The following is a 21,330-nucleotide window of genomic DNA, read 5'->3' as shown; positions in this document are numbered from 1 at the left end:
GTCTTTTTTATTAAAGAGCATTTCGCTTTTGAGTTGACTATTTTTCGGATATGATAAAAAGAGATAAGGAGGTTCTTGTGATGAATAACACAATCGAAACCATTTTAAATCATCGGTCGATCCGGTCTTTTACTGATCAGCTTTTGACAGCTGAAGAAATTGATATATTAGTGAAGAGTGCGCAGGCTGCGTCTACGTCCAGTTATGTTCAAGCGTATTCGATTATTGGGGTTTCCGATCCTGAGAAAAAACGTGAGCTGTCTGTGCTTGCCGGAAATCAGCCTTACGTTGAGAACAACGGGCACTTTTTTGTATTTTGCGCGGACTTGCACCGCCACCAAAAACTGGCTGAGGAAAAAGGCGAAAATATTTCTGAGCTGCTCGAAAATACGGAAATGTTTATGGTTAGCCTGATTGATGCGGCACTGGCAGCTCAAAACATGAGCATTGCCGCAGAATCAATGGGGCTTGGCATTTGTTATATCGGCGGCATTCGGAATGAATTGGACAAGGTGACAGAGGTGTTGCAAACGCCTGACCATGTGCTTCCGCTTTTCGGTCTGGCAGTAGGCCATCCTGCAAACCTATCCGGCAAAAAACCGAGATTGCCTAAGCAGGCTGTCTATCATGAGAATACGTATAATGTAAACGCAGATGATTTCCGCAAAACCATGAATGCGTATGATCAAACCATTTCTGATTATTATAGAGAAAGAACAAACGGACAGCGGGAAGAAACGTGGTCTGATCAGATTTTGAACTTTATGAAGCAGAAACCGCGTACCTATTTAAATGACTATGTAAAAGATAAAGGCTTTAATAAAAACTAAAGTAAACCTCTCCGCTTCGGAGAGGTTTTTATGTTTCACGTGTAACATATTCCGACAAATAGAGACATGGTATCACAAATAATTAGCGAATGATCGGGAAACACTGATAAGCAGTGTGAGCGGCTTCGGAGAAAAAATAAGGGATTAGTGATACGATGAGGATGAGGTGGTAGGGATGATTTCATTAAGTATATTAGATCAATCTCCAGTATCTGAGAAAAGTTCTGCAGAAACAGCCTTACAGCAAACCGTTGCGCTTGCGAAAGCTGCTGAGGACCTTGGATATAAGAGATTTTGGGTGTCTGAGCATCACTTTTCAAAGCGGCTGGCAGGATCAAGCCCTGAGGTGCTGATTAGTCATATAGCAGCGAAAACGGAGCGAATCCGTGTTGGATCAGGCGGAGTCATGCTGCCGCATTACAGCGCTTATAAAGTAGCAGAGAATTTCCGTGTGCTGGAGGGGCTGACACCGGGAAGAATTGATCTGGGGCTTGGCAGAGCACCAGGTGGAATGCCGATTGCATCATGGGCGCTCAATGACGGCGGGAAGCGCAATGCCGATCAGTATCCGCAGCAAATCAAGGAACTAACCATGTATTTGCATGATTTGGCGGATGACAAACATCGTTTTCCGAATCTGACGGCCGCGCCGCATATTTCCACCGCGCCGGATGTGTGGCTGCTTGGCTCATCTGGAGAAAGCGCGCTGCTCGCCGCTGATTCAGGCGCTGGCTATATGTTTGCCCACTTTATCAATGGAGAGGGCGGAGAGGATACTGTCAGACAGTATAAGAGACGATTTAAACCGTCTGTGTTAGGTGATACGGCCCGAGCGGCAGTTGCTGTTTTTGTTCTTTGTGCTGACACGGAGGATAAGGCAGAGGAGCTTGCAGCCGTGCTTGATTTTACGATATTGGCAGGGGAGCAGGGCATTCCTTTAGAAGGAGTTCCTTCGTATGAAGCTGTTCGGGAAAATACGTACTCCCCCTATGAACAGAGACGAATTGCGGATAACCGAAATCGAATGATTGTCGGCACGAAAGAACAGGTGAAGGAGCAACTGTTAGCTTTGAGTAAGGCGTATGGAACTGAGGAAATCATGGCGGTAACCATTACGCATAATTTTGAAGATAAGCTCCGTTCTTACCGCTTGTTGCAGGAGGCATTTGCGAATTAATCTGAAGAAAGCCCCGCCGATTCGGCAGGGCTTCTTATTATTCAACGATAAAAGGCTCTTCAGTCAGAACTTGGCTTGATTTGCCTTTGTTTGCGGCATAGGCGAGCAAGTAATATTCTCCGGCAGGAAGCTTGGTTCCGCCATTGATCGTGCCGTTCCAGTCAAAGTACTGGTAGCCCTTATCTTGATTTTTATAAATGCCGGCTTGGCCTGCAAAATCAAGGTTGCTGTCATAGACAAGGAATGCCAGCTCTTCTGCTCCTGCAGGAAGGTAGGTTTCAATCTGATAGGTGCCTTGTACAGACCCTTCGCTGACGGAGACAGATGTTACTCTCGGATAATCCGGCTCTTTAACAATTAGCAATGTAGGTACCTTGGCGACGGTTTTTCCGCCTTCTCTGACGATAACCGTTCCTTCATAGGTGCCAGCTTTTGTTTTCTTTTTATTGACCTTCACTTTTGCAGTGGCTTTTCCGGTTTTATGTGCCGGAATCACAACTCGGCTTGTGCCGGATGTGGAGATGCCGCTGTCGTTAAATGAGTATTCAAGTGTGTATGACTTTCTAATGGAAGATTGGTTTTCAATCGTAAACGTTTCTTTTTTCGTTTCGTTTTCGCTTTCCTTCAAGAACGTGCCGTATGAATAGCTTCCAGGTGAGACGAGCGAGTCGGCTTTGATCGCGTTCATGATTCTCGCGCTGCCTGCACCTTGGGCGTTATGCGGATACACTTCTCCGTCGCCATCCTTTAAGGTGACAGCAGTATTCATGATGGCGGCTTTGATCTGTTCAACGCTCCATTTTGGTTTGGCTTGTTTGATAACGGCAACCGCTCCGGCAATATGAGGAGAAGCCATGCTTGTTCCTTGTTTTGATCCGTACCCGTATGGGTTGTTAGGATCGTGTGTCGGAATGGTGCTGACGATATTGACGCCTGGTGCGGAAATATCAGGCTTAATCATCCATGTATCCATAACAGGGCCGCGTGATGAGAAATCAGCCACTTGCTCACCGAGCGATTTTGAGACACTTAGCCCGAATGTTGCTTTCGTTTCACCGGCTTTCACGGCGCTGACGAGTTTTTCACCGTCTTCTAATGAAAGCTTAATTGTTGGCACAGACATGCCTGGCACATCGGATTCAATTTCTCCAGAGAGGTTGTTATACACAACCATGCCGATGGCGCCGGCTTTTTTTGCATTATCGGCTTTATCCACAAACGAAATGCTGCCCCGTTTGACAACGGCGACTTTGCCTGTCAAATCTTTTCCTTCAAAATCCTTTTCTTCGCCGATTCCCGCTTCAACAAGCTCAACTTCTTTGTTATTAAGCGCTTTGACGTCGTCCTCTTTGTCATAGCCCATCACTTTTGCTGAAGCGTAGGAGCCGAAAGTGACGGCATATTCGTTGAGCGGCAGCTGGGTCGCACCGACGGAAATCGCTTCTCTTGATGTGCCAGGCGATCCGACTGTCCAGCCGTTCGGTCCGCTGTTGCCGTTTGACGTAACCGCGACAACGCCTTCTGACATGGCCCAGTCAAGCGCTGTGCTTGTCGCCCAGTCCGGGTTGTTTAAAGAGTTTCCAAGAGACAGGTTCATCACATCTGCTCCGTCCTGTACAGCACGTTCCACGCCGGCAATGACGTTTTCCGTTGTGCCGCTTCCGCCAGGGCCTAACACGCGGTAAGCGAGAAGTGTGGCATCAGGCGCAACCCCTTTAATCGTTCCGTTTGCGGCTACAGTTCCGGCTACGTGTGTTCCGTGGTCTGTTGCTCCGCCCCTCGGATCACCTGTTGGTGTTTCTTTTGGATCGTAATCATTGTCTACAAAATCGTATCCTTTATATTGTCCGAAGTTTTTCTTCAGATCAGGGTGATTGTATTCAACCCCGGTATCAATAATGGCTACCTTGACGCCTTTTCCTGTATAGCCTAAATCCCATGCATCGTTTGCTCCGATATACGGCGCGCTGTCATCCATTTGCGGAGATACGGCGTCCTCGGAGATCGTGACGTCTTTATCCTTCATATTGTCTGTTTTATACGTGACGTTCGGGTATACTGCCTTAACATCTTTTACCGCGAGAAGTTTTGGAATCTCATTAGCTGGGAGCTTCATAGAAAAGCCTGAGAATACCTGCTCATATTCCCGGTTTACTTTCCCGTTTTTCACCGCTTTGACGGCTTTGTTTTTTGCTTTGGTGCGAGCGGTTTTCAGCTTGCTTTTCGTTTGGCTTTCTCCCGCTTCCTTCGCCTCTGCCAAGGATTTTTCTTTTAATTCCACGATAACGGTTGTTTTTTTGCTTGTTGTCATATCGATATCACCGAATATCTCGGCTTTTTCCATGTCAGCCGATATTTTTGAAGAAGCCGGAGCTGCCTGTACTCCTGTCATACCTGTGGATAACGTAAAAAATACAACAAAACTTAGAAGCAGAGAGCGAATGATCCCCTTATTCAATGTGTTTCCCCCTTTGTGTTTTAGAAAAAATGTTAAAGACCTAGTATATATTTCTTGAAAATTCAAAAAAATCCTTGTGTCATTTGGACTGTTTACTGGATTTTGTTTGTGTACAACGAAGGAGTTATACACAGAACCCTGTGCATAAGTGAATAAACCTGTGTATATATATAGTTGGGAATGTACGTTCTTATACAAAATATAGAAGGGGTTTGTGGACATGTGGATATCTATTGTGATTAAGTTGTTCTTATCTTTGGGATAACTTGTGTATAAAGTTTTTAAAGCATTTCTCCAATTTTCATTTCAATTCTTTCAGCTTTCAACAAAACTTCTAAAAACTAGTTGGTTTTTTCACTCATATTGTGACAAAGAATTCTCTTTCCGCAGTCTATTATAGAGTCATGAGTTTTGCTAGAGCCGCTAGTTTGCGAGAAAAGAAATCGGCCGTCTTTTCCCGCGGGCTGCGGCTGAGAAAACGGGCTGCTAAAAGGCTGCCTGCCAAAAAGAAGCGGAGGGATGTTTTTCTATGAAACGTTTGCTTGTATCTTTACGGGTGTGGATGGTCTTTTTGATGAACTGGGTGATGCCGGACAGAAAAACTGCGGCTGCCGCGGTCTATTCGGCGCAGCGTACATACCAAAGGAAAGCGGCGGTGCAGGCCGCGGGACTTGTTTCGTTTTATGAGTGGCGGATGGCTGTGAATGAGGAAGAAAAACAGAAAGCGAAAGCCTCGGCGCTTTATAAAAGAAGATGTTTGCAAGCCTTCAAGGAATCGCCAAAGCAGGAGAGAGCTGGCCCGCATCTTTACATGGCGGTCAAAAGGAGGTAAAATCCCAGTCAAAAGCTAATTGGCGGGAGAGATAGCCTCTTGAAAATCTATAAAGTACTAAACAACAATGCGGCTTTAATAATAGAGGGTGATCAGGAAAAAATCGTGATGGGTCCGGGAATCGCTTTTCAAAAAAAGAAAAATGACCTCATCCCTTTAAATAAAGTGGAAAAGATCTTTGTCGTGCACGACGAGAATGAAAAGTTTAAACAAATCCTGCAAACGCTGCCGGAGGAGCATATTGAAATAGCTGAGGATATCATCAGCTATGCGGAAGGGGAGCTCGCGGCGCCGCTGAGCGACCACATTCATATCGCGCTTTCTGACCATTTGTCCTTTGCGATCGAAAGGATTCAAAATGGGCTGCTTGTGCAGAATAAATTGCTGCATGAGATAAAAGCGCTCTATAAAAAAGAATACGAGATCGGCCTGTGGGCGATCGGACATGTAAAAGAGACATTGGGCGTGTCTCTTCCTGAAGATGAAGCGGGTTATATTGCCCTTCACATCCATACGGCGAAGATGGATGCGGAGAGCATGTATTCAGCGCTGAAGCATACGACCATGATCAAAGAAATGATAGAGAAAATAGAACAATATTTTAATAGAAAGGTGGATGAAAACAGCATTTCCTATCAACGGCTCGTCACGCATTTGAGATACGCAGTCAGCCGGTTGGAATCAAATGAAGCGCTCCATCGTATGGACGAGGAGATGCTTTATTTCATCCAAAAAAAGTATTCATTTGCCTATCAATGTGCGCTTGAGCTGGCGGAGTTTTTAAAAAGTGAATATCAATTACATTTGCCGGAGTCCGAGGCCGGCTATATCACGCTGCATGTCCAGCGTCTTCAAGATCTCTCGGAATAACCGCTTTGACTTGCAGAGAGTGATCTCTGGAAGTTTTTTTTATTTATCGGGATTGAGCGTGTAGTACATCCAGCCCATCATGACCATTCCCGCGGTCAGGTTGCCGAGTGTAACGGGAATTAAGTTTCTGACTGCTCCCATTACTGTCACTGTATCAGGGTGCTCGATCAAAAGTGAGATGGCAAATGTGCACATATTGGCAATGCTGTGTTCAAAGCCGGAAATAAAGAAGCAGAAAACAAAAAGCATCATGGTAAAGAGCTTTGCCCCTTCTCCTTTAAGAGACATTGGAATGAAAAAGGCGAGGCATACAAGCCAATTGCACAGCATTCCTCTGACAAACAGTTCGGAAGCGGGCGGCTCCATTTTGTGCTCTGCCAGATGAATCAAAAAGGAATGAACAGAAGCCTCCTCAAAAAGTCCTGTCGCGCTGATCAGAATGGCAAATAGAATGGCGCCGATCAAATTGCCGGCATAGCTTGTCATCCACATGTACAGGGTGTCTCGCCAGCGAATTTTTTTTTGGAGCGCGGTATAAGTGAAATAAAAAGTGTTGCCGGTAAATAAATCTCCGCCTCCGTAAGCAATCAGCAGAATAGCGGCCCCGAATGTGACAGCGGCTGCCGGAAAAGCAAACGGAGAATCAGCCATAGTGAAATAACTGCCTGTTTTGCTTGCGGCTGTAATGCCGAATCCAATAAACATGCTGGCCAAAATGGATCTGAGCACATAACGGATTTTGCTAGAAACAAATATGTTTAGTTTGTTCAAAGCGTACTGTTCAACTTTTTGCAATGCTTGAGTTTCCATTGTTTTTTCCTGCTTTCTTTGATGGTTGAGCATAGTATAGCACGTTATTGTGAAATATTTCACAATTAATTTTTACGAATTTTTGTCTAATTGTTTTATCAAACTATTTAACTAAAAAACAGTTGACGAAAACGCTATCATGATTTATGATGAAAGCGTATTCTTAATCTAAATAAGCGGGATTGTGACTGGTAAAGCAGGCAAGACCTAAAATTTGCGTAAATGAAAAAGGATCGCTGTGTCCTTTATTCGTTGGCGAATTTTAGGTCTTTTTTGTTTAAAGAAAAGGGGGAGAAACAGATGGATTACAAAGAGACTGCAAAACGCCTCATTGAACTTCTCGGGGGAAAAGATAACATTATTAGCGCGGCTCATTGTGCAACAAGACTGCGTTTAGTGATGAAAGATGAATCAAAGATAGATCAAGCACAAGTAGAAGAGCTTGATGGCGTAAAAGGCGCGTTCAGCAGCTCTGGCCAGTACCAGATTATTTTCGGAACAGGCCTTGTCAATAAGGTGTACGATGCTTTTTCTAAGGAAGCCGATATTGAGCGTGAAGAACACGTAAATCACCAGGATGCAGCAAAAGAAAAATTGAATCCCGCTGCGAGATTTGCGAAAACGCTTTCTAATATTTTTGTTCCAATCATCCCGGCTATTGTGGCCAGCGGCCTATTAATGGGATTATTGGGTATGGTCAATGCGTTTCATTGGATGAGCAAGGATTCTGCGCTGCTCCAGCTGCTCGACATGTTCTCAAGTGCGGCATTCATTTTCTTGCCGATTTTAATCGGGGTCAGTGCTTCAAAAGAGTTTGGAAGCAACCCTTACTTGGGAGCAGTCATCGGAGGTATTATGATTCATCCGACACTTTTGAATCCTTGGGGGTTGGCCGAAGCAACCCCTGATTATATGCATCTGTTCGGGTTTGATATCGCGCTTCTCGGCTATCAGGGAACTGTTATTCCTGTCTTGTTGGCGGTTTATGTGATGAGCAAGGTAGAGAAATGGACAAGAAAAGTAGTTCCGCATGCGGTAGATTTGCTTGTTACACCTTTTGTTACAGTGATTGTCACCGGGTTTGTCGCTTTTATCGCGATTGGTCCTTTGGGCAGAGCGCTTGGCTCCGGGATTACGGTTGCTTTAACTTATGTATATGACCATGCCGGTTTTGTTGCGGGTCTGATTTTCGGGGGCATGTATTCACTCATCGTTTTGACAGGCGTTCATCACAGCTTCCATGCGATTGAGGCAGGGCTTATTGCAGATATAGGCAAAAACTACTTGCTGCCAATCTGGTCAATGGCGAATGTCGCACAGGGCGGCGCCGGCCTTGCCGTCTTCTTTATGGCGAAAAAGGCAAAGACAAAAGAAATCGCGCTTCCGGCTGCATTTTCCGCTTTTCTCGGCATTACTGAGCCAGTCATATTCGGAGTCAATCTTCGCTACCGAAAACCGTTTATCGCTGCGATGATCGGCGGTGCATTGGGCGGTGCATATGTCGTCTTTACACATGTTGCTGCAAACGCTTACGGGTTAACGGGGATACCGATGATCGCCATTGCTGCGCCGTTTGGCATTGGCAACTTGATTAACTATCTGATTGGAATGGCCATTGCAGGAGTGTCAGCGTTCATCGCAGCGTTTATCATGAAGATTAATGAAGATGAGGGGAGAAAAAAATGACATCACATGATCAGGAGCTTCGTCGCCGGGCATATGAAGAAGTGGACAAAAAAGAGCGGATCGCTAACAGCGATCCGCATCGCCAGCATTTTCATATCATGCCGCCGGTTGGGCTGCTGAATGACCCGAATGGCGTATTGCATTGGAAGGGCAGCTATCATGTGTTTTTCCAGTGGCAGCCGTTTCAGACAGGGCATGGAGCGAAATTTTGGGGGCATTATACGACACAGGATATGGTGAATTGGAAGCGGGAAGAGATTGCGCTCGCTCCAAGTGATTGGTTCGATAAAAACGGTTGCTACTCGGGCAGCGCTGTCACCAAAGACGGCCGGCTTTATCTGTTTTACACTGGAAATGTCAAGGATCACGATGGGAATCGAGAGACGTATCAGTGCCTTGCTGTATCTGACGACGGGCTGACCTTTGAGAAAAAGGGTGTCGTCGCCCGCCTCCCGGAAGGATACACGGCGCATTTTCGCGATCCTAAGGTATGGGAGCATGAAGGCACATGGTATATGGTAATCGGTGCGCAAACAGAGAATATGCAAGGACACGCTGTGTTGTTTGCTTCTGGTAACCTGACAGAATGGAAATTTCTCGGCCCGATAACCGGCGCAGGCTTCAATGGGCTGGACGATTTTGGGTACATGTGGGAATGCCCTGATTTGTTTTCTCTTCAAGGGTCCGACGTGCTGATCGTCTCACCTCAAGGGCTTGAGGCTGATGGTTTTCGTTATCAGAACGTATATCAATCAGGTTATTTTGTCGGTCGTCTCGATTATAACAAGCCTGAACTGAAGCATGGCGATTTTACAGAGCTTGATCAAGGCTTTGATTTTTACGCGCCACAAACACTTGAAGATGATCAGGGAAGGCGCATTTTATTTGCATGGATGGCTGTGCCTGATCAGGATGAAGGGTCTCATCCGACGATTGACTATCACTGGATCCACTGTATGACCTTGCCGAGACAGCTGACGCTATCAGGCCAAAAGCTGATTCAGCAGCCGCTGCCTGAGTTGAAAGCCATGCGCAGGAATGAGAAGAAAATGCAAATCGACATGCATGGATCATCTGGTACGCTTCCAGTTGAAAATCCTGAAAGAGCTGAGATCTTGATCGAAGACATTGATACACAGTCCGGCTTTTCAATCAGTATCCGTGGAGCGGCTGCGTTCTCCTTTGATAAGGAGGAGGGCATTGTGACGCTGGAGCGAACGAGCTTCGACGAAAAACGAACAGAAGCCAGACATTGCCGCATCAAGAATTTGCATACTGTGCACATGTTTATTGACGCGTCATCTGTAGAAATTTTTATCAATAATGGGGAAGAGGTCTTTAGTGCAAGATATTTTCCTTTCCCGGGAAATCATGAAATAACAGCCAACTCGACCGGAAAATCTAAAATGGACGTCGTAATTTGGACACTTATGTAGAAAATCCTTCTATTTTCTTATGTGAAAGCTGTGCCATCTGTGCTATTCTTCAACGATAACCTACTATTTTTTTCTGTAAAAGGAGTTGTTTTCTTGAATATACATGAACAGAAGATAACACCGGAATGTTTGGAAAAGGCTGCGGACCAAGTTGAAGATAAGCGGGAAGAATATAAGGATGTACTGCTTCAGCTGAAAAAAATGCTTGGCGGGACAACACCGCATAGTGAAACGGCAGAAATTCTTTCGCGAGCATATGAGCAAATGAAGGAATATGCACTTTTTATTCAGTCGATTGAAGCATTTTTGAGGAAATCTGCGAATAATTTAAAAGTCAAATAAACAGGCTGCCTCTGTGTAAGGCAGCCTGTTTTGTTTATGATTGTTTATTCAGGCGTAGCGCAGAATGCTTCGTAGGTCCTACATACTGGTTTAGCGGGAAGGATTCTTTAATGGCAGCAGTAATGAATTCTTTCGCTGCGTAAATGGCTTCTTTAACTTCTGCGCCTTTGGCGAGCTCCGCTGTCACTGCTGCTGAGAAGGTACAGCCTGCGCCATGTGTATAAGGTGTATTGATCATTTCGCTTTCAAGGACTTCCGCGGTTTCTCCGTCATAGAGAACATCAACGGCTTTTTCGTGTTTAAGTTTGCCCCCGCCGGTAATAACAACATATTGAGCGCCGAGTGCGTGAATTTTTTTCGCGGCTTCGATCATATCGTCAACTGTTTTTAATTCATCCATGCCGCTGAGCTGGCTGGCTTCAAACAAATTCGGCGTAATGACTGTGGCTAGCGGCGCTAGTTGTTCACGCAGGGCTTGGGCGTGCTCCGGATAAAGGACTTCATTTGCTCCTTTGCAAACCATGACTGGGTCAATGACCACATTTTTTAATTGTTTTTCTTTGATCGTTTTTGCCGCAAGCTCGATAATATCAACGGTTGGCAGCATTCCTGTTTTCATGGCGTCCACTCCGATGCCGTCCGTAATCGTTGCCAGCTGGGCGCGGATTGTATCAATATCGATCGGGAACACTTGATGGTCCCAGCTGTTGTTCGGGTCCATCGCAACGACCACCGTTAAAGCGGTCATCCCGTATACGTTTTTTTCTTGAAATGTTTTTAAATCAGCTTGAATCCCAGCGCCGCCGCTGGAATCTGAGCCGGCAATGGTGAGTGCTTTATGCATAGACATGTCTTGAACCTCCATCATGTTTTGTCTTTCATTATAGTTAGATTTTCTCTGTATCACAATATAGAAGACCTATAGGAATCATTTGACAATACCAATGAGCTTTCGTAAAATGCTACATAAGAAAACTAGGTAGGGGTTTTGTGATGTTAAATCGTGAGCTGGTGAAGGGCAGCACTGTTATTTTGATATTGACGCTTCTGAACGATCGGCCGATGTACGGCTATGAGCTTGTAAAAGAAATGGGAAGCCGCAGCGGAAATGAACTGCAGATGAAAGAAGGGACCTTGTATCCTTCTCTTCACAAGCTTGAACGTCAAGGGTTTATTTCTTCATATTGGGAGAAGCAGGAGAAAGGGCCGGACCGTAAATATTACCGGATTACAGATGAAGGCAAAGAGGTGCTTGCGGAACGCACGAAGGAATGGAGTATATTTTCTGCTATGATGAACCGAATGCTGAAGCGGGGCGGGCAGAATGGATAAAGAAACGTATTTATTTGAAATCAAAAACGGGCTTAAGAAAATCCCTGAGGCGAGGCAGTAGTAGAAGAGATTGAGAGCCATATTGAACACCATTTGTTCCACTCTTTTCAGGAAGGGAAGAGTGAGGCGGAAGCCATGCAGGCGTTATTACATGATTTCGGGACGCCTGCTGACATTGTTCATTCGTTTAAAAAAGAACAGCCTGTAACGTTCCGTTCGTTTTTGATGTTCCATCTTTTCTGTAACAGCGCACTACTCGCTGTCGGCATTGCGATTACGATAATGCATGTATGGCTTGAATCACCGACTGTTCATGCGATATGGAAAGGCCTTTCTGTTTCTGTATGGCTGATCTTAGCTATATATGTCATCTACTGGATGCTGATTGGGTATCAAGGAGTGAGGGAGTTTGGTAAACGCGGAGAACAGCTTGTTTTATATACGATTCTAATCTCTATGGTGCCAAACATCGTTTTTATGCTAACTTTTCTGTTTAATGTCATCCCTGCTCCACTGTTTGAATCCATGCTGACACCTGGGTTTGTTGGAACTTGTGCTTGTGCAACGCTGTTATTTCCGTTATTTGGCCAAATGGGGTGTTATATTGGCAGGCGTCAGCTTGCCTGATTTTTTAGGTGCATACATAGGATTACTATGTAAGGATGGTGTTTGTTGTGAAGCTTAATTCTTGTTTGTATGGTTTTGTAGCTCATGGAGCAGTATTTTTACTTACTGGCGGCTGTATGCTCTTGGCTATGGCAGCCAGCTTGCCTATCGTTTTTCTGTTTGATTGGCTGCCTGATGTTGTATTTACAACCGGTGCTATTCTTTTTCTGTTATGTTCATATGCTTACGTATGGTTTTTGGGAGTCAGGTTTGCATATAATCAGAAAATGCGCCTGTTTGATGTTCAATTAGGGTCCTTTGTGTTGCTGGCCTTCATGGTATCTTTGTATTTACTAGATGGATCAAGTATGACAGACATAGTAAGGAATTGGGACGATGGAGGCTGTGCTTTTGTTCCGCCGGCTTTTTCATTCTTATGCTTTACTTATGCGCTGGTGCTGCTGCCGGTTTATCAATCTAAGCTGTGGCATCTGATCCTTCCGAATGGCGTCCGCCTGAAAGATTTCTTTCATGTCTTTGGAGATCTGACACTGATCATGGTGCTTCTGATTGGTGCCACTTTACTGTTTCTATCATTCTAGTTTGCCGTTTCGGTAGGATATTCCCACTGATCTCCTGTTCAATATATGTTTTAATAGTACATGACTATGAAAATGAGAAGGAGAGCATCATGAAAATTTCTATTGTAATTGTGACCTATAATCGGATTCCGGCTTTGTGTGAGCTTCTGGAGTCGATTTCGCAGCAGACCTTGAAGCCGTACGAAATTATTATTGTAAATGATGCCGGGGAATCGGTCGTGCCGGTCAAAGCACTGTATCGGGAGCTTCCGATTGCCGTCATCAATTTAGAAAAGAACTCGGGGCATGTGGCTGCGAGAAATGCTGGTGTAAAAGAGGCATCTGGCGATTGCATTATGCTTTGTGATGACGATGATTTCTTTACACCGGGGCATGTGGAGAGAATGGCGAAGGAAATAGAAACGGCAGATTTTGTTCATTCTGATGCGGAAATTGTCTCGTTTGAAGAGAAAAATGGAACAAGATATCCAGTTTCGCGGAAGCTGTTTGCTTATACCGCTGACTACGAGGATATGAGAGTGTTCTCTACATACGTGCCGTCGGGCAGCATGTACAGACGTTTTCTGCATGATGAAATCGGGTATTTCGATGCTGATGTGCACAATTATTGGGATTGGGATTTTTATTTGCGCGCGGCGAAGGAGTACCGGGTGAAGCGTGTCCCTTGCGCGAGTGTGATTTATGCCTTCAGTGACGCGGGAGACAATCAGTCCGCGGACCTTGGCGCTAAACGGAAACAATATTTGGATCGTTTAAGTGAAAAGCACGGACTCGGGGAACTGCCGACGAAAAACTTTGCCGTCCTGCTTGAAGAGCCTGATATGAAAAGACGGGAAGCACAAAGTGAGATCGTTTGGGATGGGAAACCTGTCTATTCCAGACTTCATCGTTCGTGAGGGAGGCCTGAACCTTGAAACAGCTTTTACAGGACAGCTGGTGGAATCAGCTGAAGGAAGAGTTTGAAAAACCATATTATCATGAGCTTAGAGAAATGCTGAAGAGGGAATACGCGGAGCAAACGATTTATCCGGACAGCCGGGATATTTTTAATGCGCTGCATTATACCCCGTACGATGATGTCAAGGTCGTCATTCTCGGCCAAGATCCGTATCACGGGCCGGGACAGGCTCAAGGTTTAAGCTTCTCCGTAAAGCCGGGTGTGAAGCAGCCGCCTTCATTAAAAAATATCTTTCTAGAGCTGCAGCAGGACATCGGGTGCAGCATCCCGAATCACGGATCGCTTGTCAGCTGGGCAAAGCAAGGGGTTCTATTGCTGAATACTGTGCTGACAGTAAGGCGCGGACAGGCAAATTCCCATAAGGGAAAAGGCTGGGAGCATCTGACGGACAGGGTTATTGATGTTCTGAATGAAAGAGAGCGGCCGGTTGTCTTTATTTTGTGGGGGCGGCATGCTCAAATGAAAAAAGAACGGATCAACACGTCCAAACATTTTATCATTGAATCTACGCATCCCAGCCCGTTCTCTGCAAGAAACGGATTTTTCGGGAGCAGGCCGTTCTCCCGGGCGAATGCATGCTTGGAGAAAATGGGAGAGGCCCCGATTGATTGGTGTATACCAGATTTGTAAAAAAAAGCGCAGGTGTTCTGCGCTTTTTATTTAAGTACTTTCCGAATCAGTCTCAGCCCGTTTTTGGAGGAAGGATAACGAAATGAGAAGTCGAAGCGGTTCGTTTGTTTGACGACGCTTTTTTTGTGCGTAAATGTGTTGAAACTGTCAAATCCGTGATAGCTGCCGATGCCGCTTTCTCCGACGCCGCCGAATGGCAAATACGGTGTCGCGACGTGCATTAATGTATCATTGACACAGCCTCCGCCAAACGACAGGTTTTCTAAAACTGCCCGCTCGATTTCTTTATGTGTGGTGAAGACATACAGAGCGAGCGGCTTTGGGCGTGATTGGACTTTCTCAATGACTTCGCTGATATCGCTGTATGTAAAGAGTGGAAGAATCGGCCCGAAAATCTCCTCCTGCATTACTGAAGAGTCATCCTTCACTTGCTCAAGAATTGTCGGCGCTATTTTGTAGTGTTCAGAATCAAACTGTCCGCCTGTGAGCGGGACGCCATCATTCAGAAAGCTGAGCAGCCGCTGATAGTGGCGCTCACTGACGATTTTGCCGTACTGCGGATTACGTTCGGGCTGAGGGCCGTAAAATGTAATGATTGCACGTTTCATTTCTTCTATGAGCTTGTTTTTGACGTCTTCGTGGACAAATAAATAATCCGGAGCGATGCAGGTTTGTCCTGCATTCGTGAATTTCCCGAAGATAATGCGTTTGGCGGCAAGCCGTATGTCAGCATCCTTATGGACAATGCACGGGCTTTTGCCGCCGAGCTCCAAGGTAACGGGAATTAATTGTTTGGCAGCAGCCTCCATGACAATTTTTCCCACGGCAACGCTGCCGGTAAAGAAAATATAGTCAAAGGGCTGCTGTAATAATGCTGTGCTGACGTCAGGCCCGCCTTCTGCCATAGCGACATAATCATTCGGAAAAACGCTGCTAATGAGCTTGGAAAGAACGGCCGAAACAGCCGGCGTATATTCTGAAGGTTTGATAACGACCGTGTTCCCGGCGGCAATAGCTCCAATCAAGGGAGATAGCGCCAGCTGCAGGGGATAATTCCAAGGTGCAATCACCAAAACGGTTCCATACGGCTCAGGGATGATGATGCTTTTGGAGCCTAGATGAGTCAGCGGCGTTTTGACTCGTTTCGGCTTGATCCATTTCCCCAGCCGTTTCATCACAAAGCTGATTTCCTCCAACACAATTCCAATTTCTGTCGTGTACGCCTCCTGTTCAGATTTGTGGAGATCCTGATAGAGAGCGGCTGTTAAATCGGCTTCATGTGTTTTAATCGCTTGTTTCAGCTTTTGCAAAATATCAAGTCTCGATTCAAGCGGTCTCGTATGCCCCGCGGCAAAATAGGCTTTATGCTTGCTGACGATAATGGGGATGCTGTTCATTCCGTCGCTCCTTTTTTTGTAAGGTATGGTGATTTATTATGTGAAAAAGCTCTTCTGCTTGTCAAATGCGTAAGGTTGGTCAGAAAAAATAACAAACTCTTATCTGCGCTTGGGGCAGGAATTTGATAAAATGCAGGAAGACGACATTTATTTTTTGGAGGGTTCTTGATGAACATTCATATATCTGCTTTGATTCAAAAGATGGAAGAGGAGCTGAAAAAGGCAAAGACAGCTGAACGGGATGAGGAGCTAAAGCGTTACGTAGCGGTTGTCCGTTCTTTGTGTGACGTCGTGCTGGATCAGCCGGAGACCGCGAGCGCGCCCCGCATACAGCCAAGCAGCACGCCGAGTCCTGCCGCACTGCCATCAGCAGACCAGCTGATGATGGAAAAAATGATGGGAAGCGCGGGATTAAACAAATATCGAAAGCAGGAAAAAGAGAAGCAGGAAGAAGACGGAAACGGAGAGTCTCTATTTGATTTTTAATGAGAAAGGTTGAGCTACGTGAAATTGGTTCTTGGTGCGCTGCAATGGACAGCGTTTATCATTGCTGCGGCGATTGTTGTTCCGGTGGCGGTTGCCCAGTCGTTTCATCTGAATCACTCTGATTCTGCGAGATTGATCCAAAGCACTTTTTTTGTCCTGGGAATTGCCGCCGTCATTCAGTGTGTGAAAGGCCACAGACTGCCGATCAATGAAAGCCCCGCGGGCTTGTGGTGGGGAGTGTATACAATTTACGCCGGGCTGACGGGAACTGTGTTTGCGACATATGGGGACACACTGCGCGGTTTGCAGGGCGCTCTTCTTGTAAGCGCTGTATGTTTCTTTTTGTTAAGTGTCTTCAAGGTCATTGACCGGCTTGCCGCCTTGTTTACCCCGGTTGTAACTGGCGTCTATTTATTGCTGCTTGTGATGCAGCTGAGTCAGCCCATCATAAAAGGGATTCTCGGAATCGGCTATCGTAAGGACAGTGTGGACGGTCTTGTTTTTGGCTTGGCACTTGTTGTTGTTGCTGCTGCCTTTATAATGACAAATTCGAACATCATGTTTTTCAAGCAGTATTCCATTCTATTGGCCCTGTTTGGCGGGTGGGTGCTGTTTGCGGCTGCCGGAGCGGCAAAGCCGATTGAATTGCCGGATCGTTTGTTTCAGCTGCCTTCTCTGTTTCCTTTTGGCACCCCGGTATTTAACAGCGGACTGATCATTACATCCATTTTTATTACCATCTTGCTGATCGTAAATATGCTGGCGAGCATGAAGGTTGTGAACATCGCTGTGAAAAAATTCGGCAAACAGCCGGATGAATGGCATCATGAACGACATGCCGGTTTTGCCGCCTCATTCAGCCATCTGCTGAGCGGTTTGACTGGAGCCATTGCCCCGGTTCCGATTTCGGGAGCCGCAGGTTTTATTGAGACGACGAAAATGTCTTCTAAAAAACCGTTTATGATTGGCAGTATATTGGTTGTCGTGATCAGCGTGATCCCGTTTTTTATGAATGCGTTTGCGAGCCTTCCGTCACCCGTTGGATTTGCGGTAAACTTTGTTGTGTTCTCCGCCATGGGAGGTCTGGCCTTTGCAGAATTTGATTCATATGAGAAAGCAGAACGGAAAAGGGTGCGGTCTGTAATCGGCATCTCGCTGCTAACAGGGGTCGGTATCATGTTTGTTCCTGAAACTGCATTAAAGGGATTGCATCCGGTATGTATTTCTTTGTTAAGCAACGGGCTCGTATTAGGGACGCTTGCTGCGATAGCAGCAGACCAGTTTCAGCTTTGGCGCAGAAGAAAATCCGACAATCTCGTGTCATAGGAGAACAAACGTTGAATTTTGGTGCAGCTGCGATAAGATAAATAATATCAGTTTAACGAAAAGGCGGGAGAGACAGATGAAAGTTTTTATCATACTAGGAGCCATAAACGCTCTGCTTGCCGTGGGACTCGGTGCATTTGGCGCTCACGGATTAGAAGGGAAAATTCCTGATAAATATCTTCAGGTTTGGCACACAGGCGTGCAGTATCATATGTATCATGCCCTTGGACTTTTCGTTGTCGCGTTTCTTGCCGATAAATTATCCGGCATCGGCAGTATCACGACAGCTGGCTGGCTGATGTTCGCGGGAATTGTGCTGTTTTCCGGAAGCTTATATATTCTTAGTGTGACGCAAGTCTCCATTCTTGGGGCTATTACCCCGCTCGGCGGTGTGGCGTTTATTATTTCTTGGATTATGATCGTTGTCGCAGCCGTCAAATATCTATAAACAAAAAAGCCAATCCTCATGATATGAGTGATTGGCTTTTTCTTTATCTTGGCGAATAGGAAGACATGGAGTATGGATACGTATACGCAATTTCTTCATCAAATGTAACGTAATCGAGGTAGATTGTCAGTAGCAGATAGCGTGTTCCTGATTTCGGGTCGCTGAGGATAATGTGATCCCGTCCCGCAGCCTCAATGACGCCGCGAAAGATCTTCGAGCCCCATTCTTTGCTGTTTTCAAATGTCATATAAATGGTGGCCGTTTTTCCCCGGTTTAGGCGTAAAATATTCTCAATGTAAGATTCCTCAACAGGCAGCATGCCGGGAACGTTTTGGCCCGGCGCTGATGATGTCGGACCCGATGGGATTTGAAACCCGCCACCCTGTTGCTGCTGGCCTGGGAAGCCGAAGCCCTGCTGTCCTTGCTGTCCTTGCTGCCCCTGCTGCATGGGCATCATTGGCTGCATCCCCATCATCTGCATTTGTCCGCCTTGGCCTTGCTGCGGGTACGGATTGGCGCCGTACTGAGGCTGATACCCCTGCATATTATCAAATCCCTGCATTGGCTGATACTGATTTTTTTTCGGTTTCATATCGTTCCTCCTTTTTATGAAAACCAATCAAAACATGTTCCGGATGTATAGATGAACGCTCCGCGATGACTCACCTCCGATGGAAAACGATCTTAGTCGCTGGTGCGATTTTTATCTCTTTCACCTTATGAGGCAGATGCTTGGAATATGCGGAAAAAGAGCAGCAGACGGCACAGGTTTTGATCCAGGCAGCTGCTGTTTCTTATTTAGACATACACAAACTTTTCGATATTGGTTTGTACCCCTAGCGCAACTTGCGCATAAGCAACATAAGATACGTTAGGTTCAGGTGTGAAGTTTCAAGAAGGAGGTGTAGGGTTTGCCGAAAGTATCAGTCATTATGACGAGCTTTAACAAAAGCGATTATGTGGCAAAGTCCATTTCTAGCATACTCTCACAAACGTTTTCAGATTTTGAATTGTTTATTATGGATGACAACTCCAATGAAGAGACGCTGAATGTCATCCGTCCTTTTTTGAATGATAACCGAGTGCGGTTTTATCAAAGTGATGTATCTGGAGTAAAGGAAAGAACGGAAAAAACGAGGTACGCGGCGCTGATCAATCAGGCACTTGAGATGGCGGAAGGTGAATATATCACTTATGCAACGGATGACAACATCTATATGCCGGACCGGCTCCTGAAAATGGTGCGAGAGCTCGATGCCCATCCTGAAAAGGCTGTGATTTACTCAGCCTCCAAAACCTATCATTTAAACGAGAATGGCGGCATTGTAAAAGAAACTGCCAGACCTGCCGCTCAAGTGACATGGAACGCGCCGTGCGTCATCGATCATTGCTCGGTGATGCATAGGTGTTCTGTGCTGGAGAAGGTAAAGGAGAAGTTTGGCTCGTATTGGGATGAAAGCCCGGCGTTTTACCGGATCGGTGATGCCCGGTTCTTTTGGAGGGTCAATCATTTTTATCCGTTTTATCCGCTTGCAGAGGAGCTTGATCTGAATTATATTACCGACCAATCGATTCACTTTCAGCTGTTTGAAGCAGAAAAAAATGAATTCGTCCGGAACCTTCCTCCGCAGCGCAATTGCCGCGAGCTGCGTGAATCATTAAAAAAGCTTGGGATGAGGTGAGAGCTTGTCGGCCTATTTAAGCAATTATTGGGTGCTGTACCGGAAGTATGTAGAGCTTTTTGACAGACTGCGCTACAAGGAGATTCCACTTGGACTTATCAGTAATTTTTATCAATACATCAGCCCTGAGCTGAGGGTAATGATGGAAGAAGAGCCAGAGTTATTCGGAGCGGTGGACCAGTATATTGATGACGAGCAGATTCAACCGTTTTTTGAAGAAAAAATACAGAATATCGGTAAAACAAATGACAAACCTGTTAAGGGAAAAGTCATTTTGCACTTTGATTATCTGCGTTTTTCAACTGAAAATTACCAGCAATTTAATCCGGGGAAAACAGCGGTCTTGGCAAAATGGAGCCTGCCGGATTATTGCGGGCTGCCTGTCATCTGTAAGCGTGATCTTGCAGAGTCGGGCCAAAAAGGCGATCCGAAGCCTTATGTTAAAAAAGCCATGTCAATTTTATCCGCATTTGACGATCATCCGGCATTCGGAGATCAGGTGTTTCGTGATCGGCTTTGCAAGGATATTCCTTTATTTATGGAAGCCATTGATGCGGTCGAGGCCTTGTTTGCCAAAGAGAAGATTTCTGCTGTTGTCGTCGGAACGACAGAAGACATTTACAGCCGGGTGCTTGCTCTCATGTGTAGAAGAAGGGGGGCAGTCAGTATTTGTCTCCAGCATGGGGCGCTGATGGGCGATGAAGCCTTTTTGCCTATATTTACAACTTACCAGGCTGTGTTTGGCGCTTATGAAGCGGAATGGTTCAAACAAAAGGGCTGTAAGCCTGAGCAAATTCTCGTAACGGGACATCCCCGCTTCGATCAGATTTTTAAAAAACCCCCTATGGATATGTTCATGTTCTATCGAAAACTTGGATTTCATCCGTCTAAAAAAATCGTTCTCATTGCGACCCAGCCTGCTTCAGAAAATTTCTATACCGATGTGCTAAAAGGACTTTCCAATCAAAAGCAGCTGCAAATTATCATCAAACCTCATCCTTGGGAGATTGGAAAAAACAAGCTTGATCTGTATCACGCTGCGGCGAAAAAACATAAAGCATGCAGGGTCATCACAAAAGAGCTGGATCTGTATGATTTGCTGCCGTATGCTGACGTTGCAGTGACGCAAACCTCAACGGTCGGACTTGAAGCCATGCTGTTTCAAAAGCCTGTGCTAATTGGGAAATCATCCGGAAACCGCACATATCCGTATTATGAATCTCTTGGTGATTTTATGTTTGATCAGCCAGATGAACTGGTGCGCACCTTGATTGAGGTTCTTCGAAGTCCCGCCGTGCATAAAAAAGCAGAAGAGGCGCGTCTGGCATTTACAAAAGCCAATTATCCGGTGGCAGAATCAACAAACGCTTTATTTACTGAACTGAAAGCCAAAACAGGGGTTGATTACAGGCGTTAAGATAC

21 protein-coding genes and 1 pseudogene are annotated in these 21,330 nt (G+C 45.7%); 17 read left to right on the top strand and 5 right to left on the bottom strand.

The genetic code is table 11. From position 1 onward, the window contains the following. Positions 1–80 precede the first annotated feature (80 nt). Positions 81–830 (top strand): oxygen-insensitive NADPH nitroreductase, encoded by a 750-nt coding sequence (nfsA, locus tag Q3W56_RS17165; protein WP_302896282.1) that lies wholly within the window; start codon positions 81–83, stop codon positions 828–830. Between the two features lie 175 nt (positions 831–1,005). After that, positions 1,006–2,007: an LLM class flavin-dependent oxidoreductase gene (locus tag Q3W56_RS17160; protein WP_302896281.1), complete on the top strand. Its 1,002-nt coding sequence runs from the start codon at positions 1,006–1,008 to the stop codon at positions 2,005–2,007. 37 nt (positions 2,008–2,044) lie between these two features. On the opposite strand, the gene vpr is transcribed toward Q3W56_RS17160, so the two are convergent. Further along, a complete protein-coding gene (vpr, locus tag Q3W56_RS17155; protein WP_302896280.1) occupies positions 2,045–4,465 on the bottom strand; it encodes a serine protease Vpr in 2,421 nt (806 codons plus the stop codon). Positions 4,466–4,994: 529 nt separating this feature from the next. Between vpr and Q3W56_RS17150 the strand changes: the two genes are divergently transcribed. Together Q3W56_RS17150 and sacT are read left to right on the top strand one after the other, a co-directional pair. Further along, positions 4,995–5,297 (top strand): hypothetical protein, encoded by a 303-nt coding sequence (locus Q3W56_RS17150; RefSeq protein WP_029317142.1) that lies wholly within the window; start codon positions 4,995–4,997, stop codon positions 5,295–5,297. A gap of 39 nt (positions 5,298–5,336) precedes the next feature. Beyond that, a complete protein-coding gene (gene sacT / locus Q3W56_RS17145; protein ID WP_302896279.1) occupies positions 5,337–6,167 on the top strand; it encodes a sac operon transcriptional antiterminator SacT in 831 nt (276 codons plus the stop codon). Between the two features lie 39 nt (positions 6,168–6,206). Here sacT and Q3W56_RS17140 read toward each other — a convergent pair whose 3' ends face one another. Next, positions 6,207–6,977, bottom strand: a complete 771-nt coding sequence (locus Q3W56_RS17140) for a formate/nitrite transporter family protein (protein WP_302896278.1) — start codon at positions 6,975–6,977, stop codon at positions 6,207–6,209. A 300-nt stretch (positions 6,978–7,277) separates the two neighbouring features. On the opposite strand from Q3W56_RS17140, the gene scrA reads away from it, so the two are divergent. From scrA to Q3W56_RS17125, 3 genes are all read left to right on the top strand, one after another. Continuing rightward, positions 7,278–8,663: a PTS system sucrose transporter subunit IIBC gene (gene scrA, locus Q3W56_RS17135; RefSeq protein WP_019716124.1), complete on the top strand. Its 1,386-nt coding sequence runs from the start codon at positions 7,278–7,280 to the stop codon at positions 8,661–8,663. Next, positions 8,660–10,099 carry a sucrose-6-phosphate hydrolase gene (sacA, locus tag Q3W56_RS17130; RefSeq protein WP_302896277.1) on the top strand — a complete coding sequence of 480 codons (1,440 nt, stop codon included), beginning with the start codon at positions 8,660–8,662 and terminating at the stop codon, positions 10,097–10,099. The genes scrA and sacA overlap by 4 nt, the downstream gene beginning before the upstream one ends. A gap of 93 nt (positions 10,100–10,192) precedes the next feature. Then, positions 10,193–10,441 (top strand): hypothetical protein, encoded by a 249-nt coding sequence (locus tag Q3W56_RS17125; RefSeq protein ID WP_019716122.1) that lies wholly within the window; start codon positions 10,193–10,195, stop codon positions 10,439–10,441. A gap of 34 nt (positions 10,442–10,475) precedes the next feature. On the opposite strand, the gene Q3W56_RS17120 is transcribed toward Q3W56_RS17125, so the two are convergent. Then, positions 10,476–11,291, bottom strand: a complete 816-nt coding sequence (locus tag Q3W56_RS17120) for a bifunctional hydroxymethylpyrimidine kinase/phosphomethylpyrimidine kinase (protein ID WP_302896276.1) — start codon at positions 11,289–11,291, stop codon at positions 10,476–10,478. 143 nt (positions 11,292–11,434) lie between these two features. Between Q3W56_RS17120 and Q3W56_RS17115 the strand changes: the two genes are divergently transcribed. The 5 genes and pseudogenes from Q3W56_RS17115 (at position 11,435) to Q3W56_RS17095 (ending at position 14,569) form a co-directional block, all read left to right on the top strand. Continuing rightward, the gene (locus Q3W56_RS17115) at positions 11,435–11,773 is read left to right on the top strand and encodes a PadR family transcriptional regulator (protein WP_010329020.1); all 339 of its coding nucleotides are present in this window, start codon (positions 11,435–11,437) and stop codon (positions 11,771–11,773) included. Beyond that, a pseudogene (locus tag Q3W56_RS17110) lies at positions 11,766–12,400 on the top strand (permease prefix domain 1-containing protein). Before Q3W56_RS17115 ends, Q3W56_RS17110 begins: the two are co-directional and overlap by 8 nt. A gap of 47 nt (positions 12,401–12,447) precedes the next feature. Continuing rightward, complete coding sequence (locus Q3W56_RS17105) at positions 12,448–12,981, top strand: hypothetical protein (RefSeq protein ID WP_302896275.1); 534 nt, start codon at positions 12,448–12,450, stop codon at positions 12,979–12,981. Between the two features lie 89 nt (positions 12,982–13,070). Further along, complete coding sequence (locus tag Q3W56_RS17100) at positions 13,071–13,877, top strand: glycosyltransferase family 2 protein (RefSeq protein ID WP_302896274.1); 807 nt, start codon at positions 13,071–13,073, stop codon at positions 13,875–13,877. A 14-nt stretch (positions 13,878–13,891) separates the two neighbouring features. Further along, positions 13,892–14,569 (top strand): uracil-DNA glycosylase, encoded by a 678-nt coding sequence (locus tag Q3W56_RS17095; protein ID WP_019716116.1) that lies wholly within the window; start codon positions 13,892–13,894, stop codon positions 14,567–14,569. A 26-nt stretch (positions 14,570–14,595) separates the two neighbouring features. On the opposite strand, the gene Q3W56_RS17090 is transcribed toward Q3W56_RS17095, so the two are convergent. Next, entirely contained in the window at positions 14,596–15,966 is a 1,371-nt protein-coding gene (locus Q3W56_RS17090; RefSeq protein ID WP_302896273.1) for an aldehyde dehydrogenase, read from the bottom strand. A 168-nt stretch (positions 15,967–16,134) separates the two neighbouring features. Here Q3W56_RS17090 and Q3W56_RS17085 point away from each other — a divergent pair, with 168 nt between their 5' ends. From Q3W56_RS17085 to Q3W56_RS17075, 3 genes are all read left to right on the top strand, one after another. Then, on the top strand, positions 16,135–16,452 hold the full coding sequence (locus Q3W56_RS17085) for a YwdI family protein (RefSeq protein WP_302896272.1): 318 nt from the start codon (positions 16,135–16,137) through the stop codon (positions 16,450–16,452). A gap of 18 nt (positions 16,453–16,470) precedes the next feature. Next, on the top strand, positions 16,471–17,778 hold the full coding sequence (locus tag Q3W56_RS17080) for a purine/pyrimidine permease (RefSeq protein WP_302896271.1): 1,308 nt from the start codon (positions 16,471–16,473) through the stop codon (positions 17,776–17,778). Positions 17,779–17,854: 76 nt separating this feature from the next. Continuing rightward, on the top strand, positions 17,855–18,226 hold the full coding sequence (locus Q3W56_RS17075; RefSeq protein ID WP_268399656.1) for a DUF423 domain-containing protein: 372 nt from the start codon (positions 17,855–17,857) through the stop codon (positions 18,224–18,226). Between the two features lie 43 nt (positions 18,227–18,269). On the opposite strand, the gene gerQ is transcribed toward Q3W56_RS17075, so the two are convergent. Next, positions 18,270–18,818 carry a spore coat protein GerQ gene (gene gerQ / locus Q3W56_RS17070; RefSeq protein WP_302896270.1) on the bottom strand — a complete coding sequence of 183 codons (549 nt, stop codon included), beginning with the start codon at positions 18,816–18,818 and terminating at the stop codon, positions 18,270–18,272. 319 nt (positions 18,819–19,137) lie between these two features. Between gerQ and spsA the strand changes: the two genes are divergently transcribed. Together spsA and Q3W56_RS17060 are read left to right on the top strand one after the other, a co-directional pair. Next, complete coding sequence (spsA, locus tag Q3W56_RS17065; protein WP_302896269.1) at positions 19,138–19,908, top strand: spore coat dTDP-glycosyltransferase SpsA; 771 nt, start codon at positions 19,138–19,140, stop codon at positions 19,906–19,908. A 4-nt stretch (positions 19,909–19,912) separates the two neighbouring features. Then, a complete protein-coding gene (locus Q3W56_RS17060) occupies positions 19,913–21,325 on the top strand; it encodes a CDP-glycerol glycerophosphotransferase family protein (protein WP_302896268.1) in 1,413 nt (470 codons plus the stop codon). Positions 21,326–21,330: the final 5 nt, after the last annotated feature.

Origin of the sequence: Bacillus sp. C28GYM-DRY-1, assembly GCF_030519405.1 — a bacterium.
GTDB lineage: Bacteria > Bacillota > Bacilli > Bacillales > Bacillaceae > Bacillus > Bacillus spizizenii_A.
The sequence above is the reverse complement of the archived record's forward strand: the minus strand, read 5'-3'. Positions and strand labels throughout refer to the sequence as shown.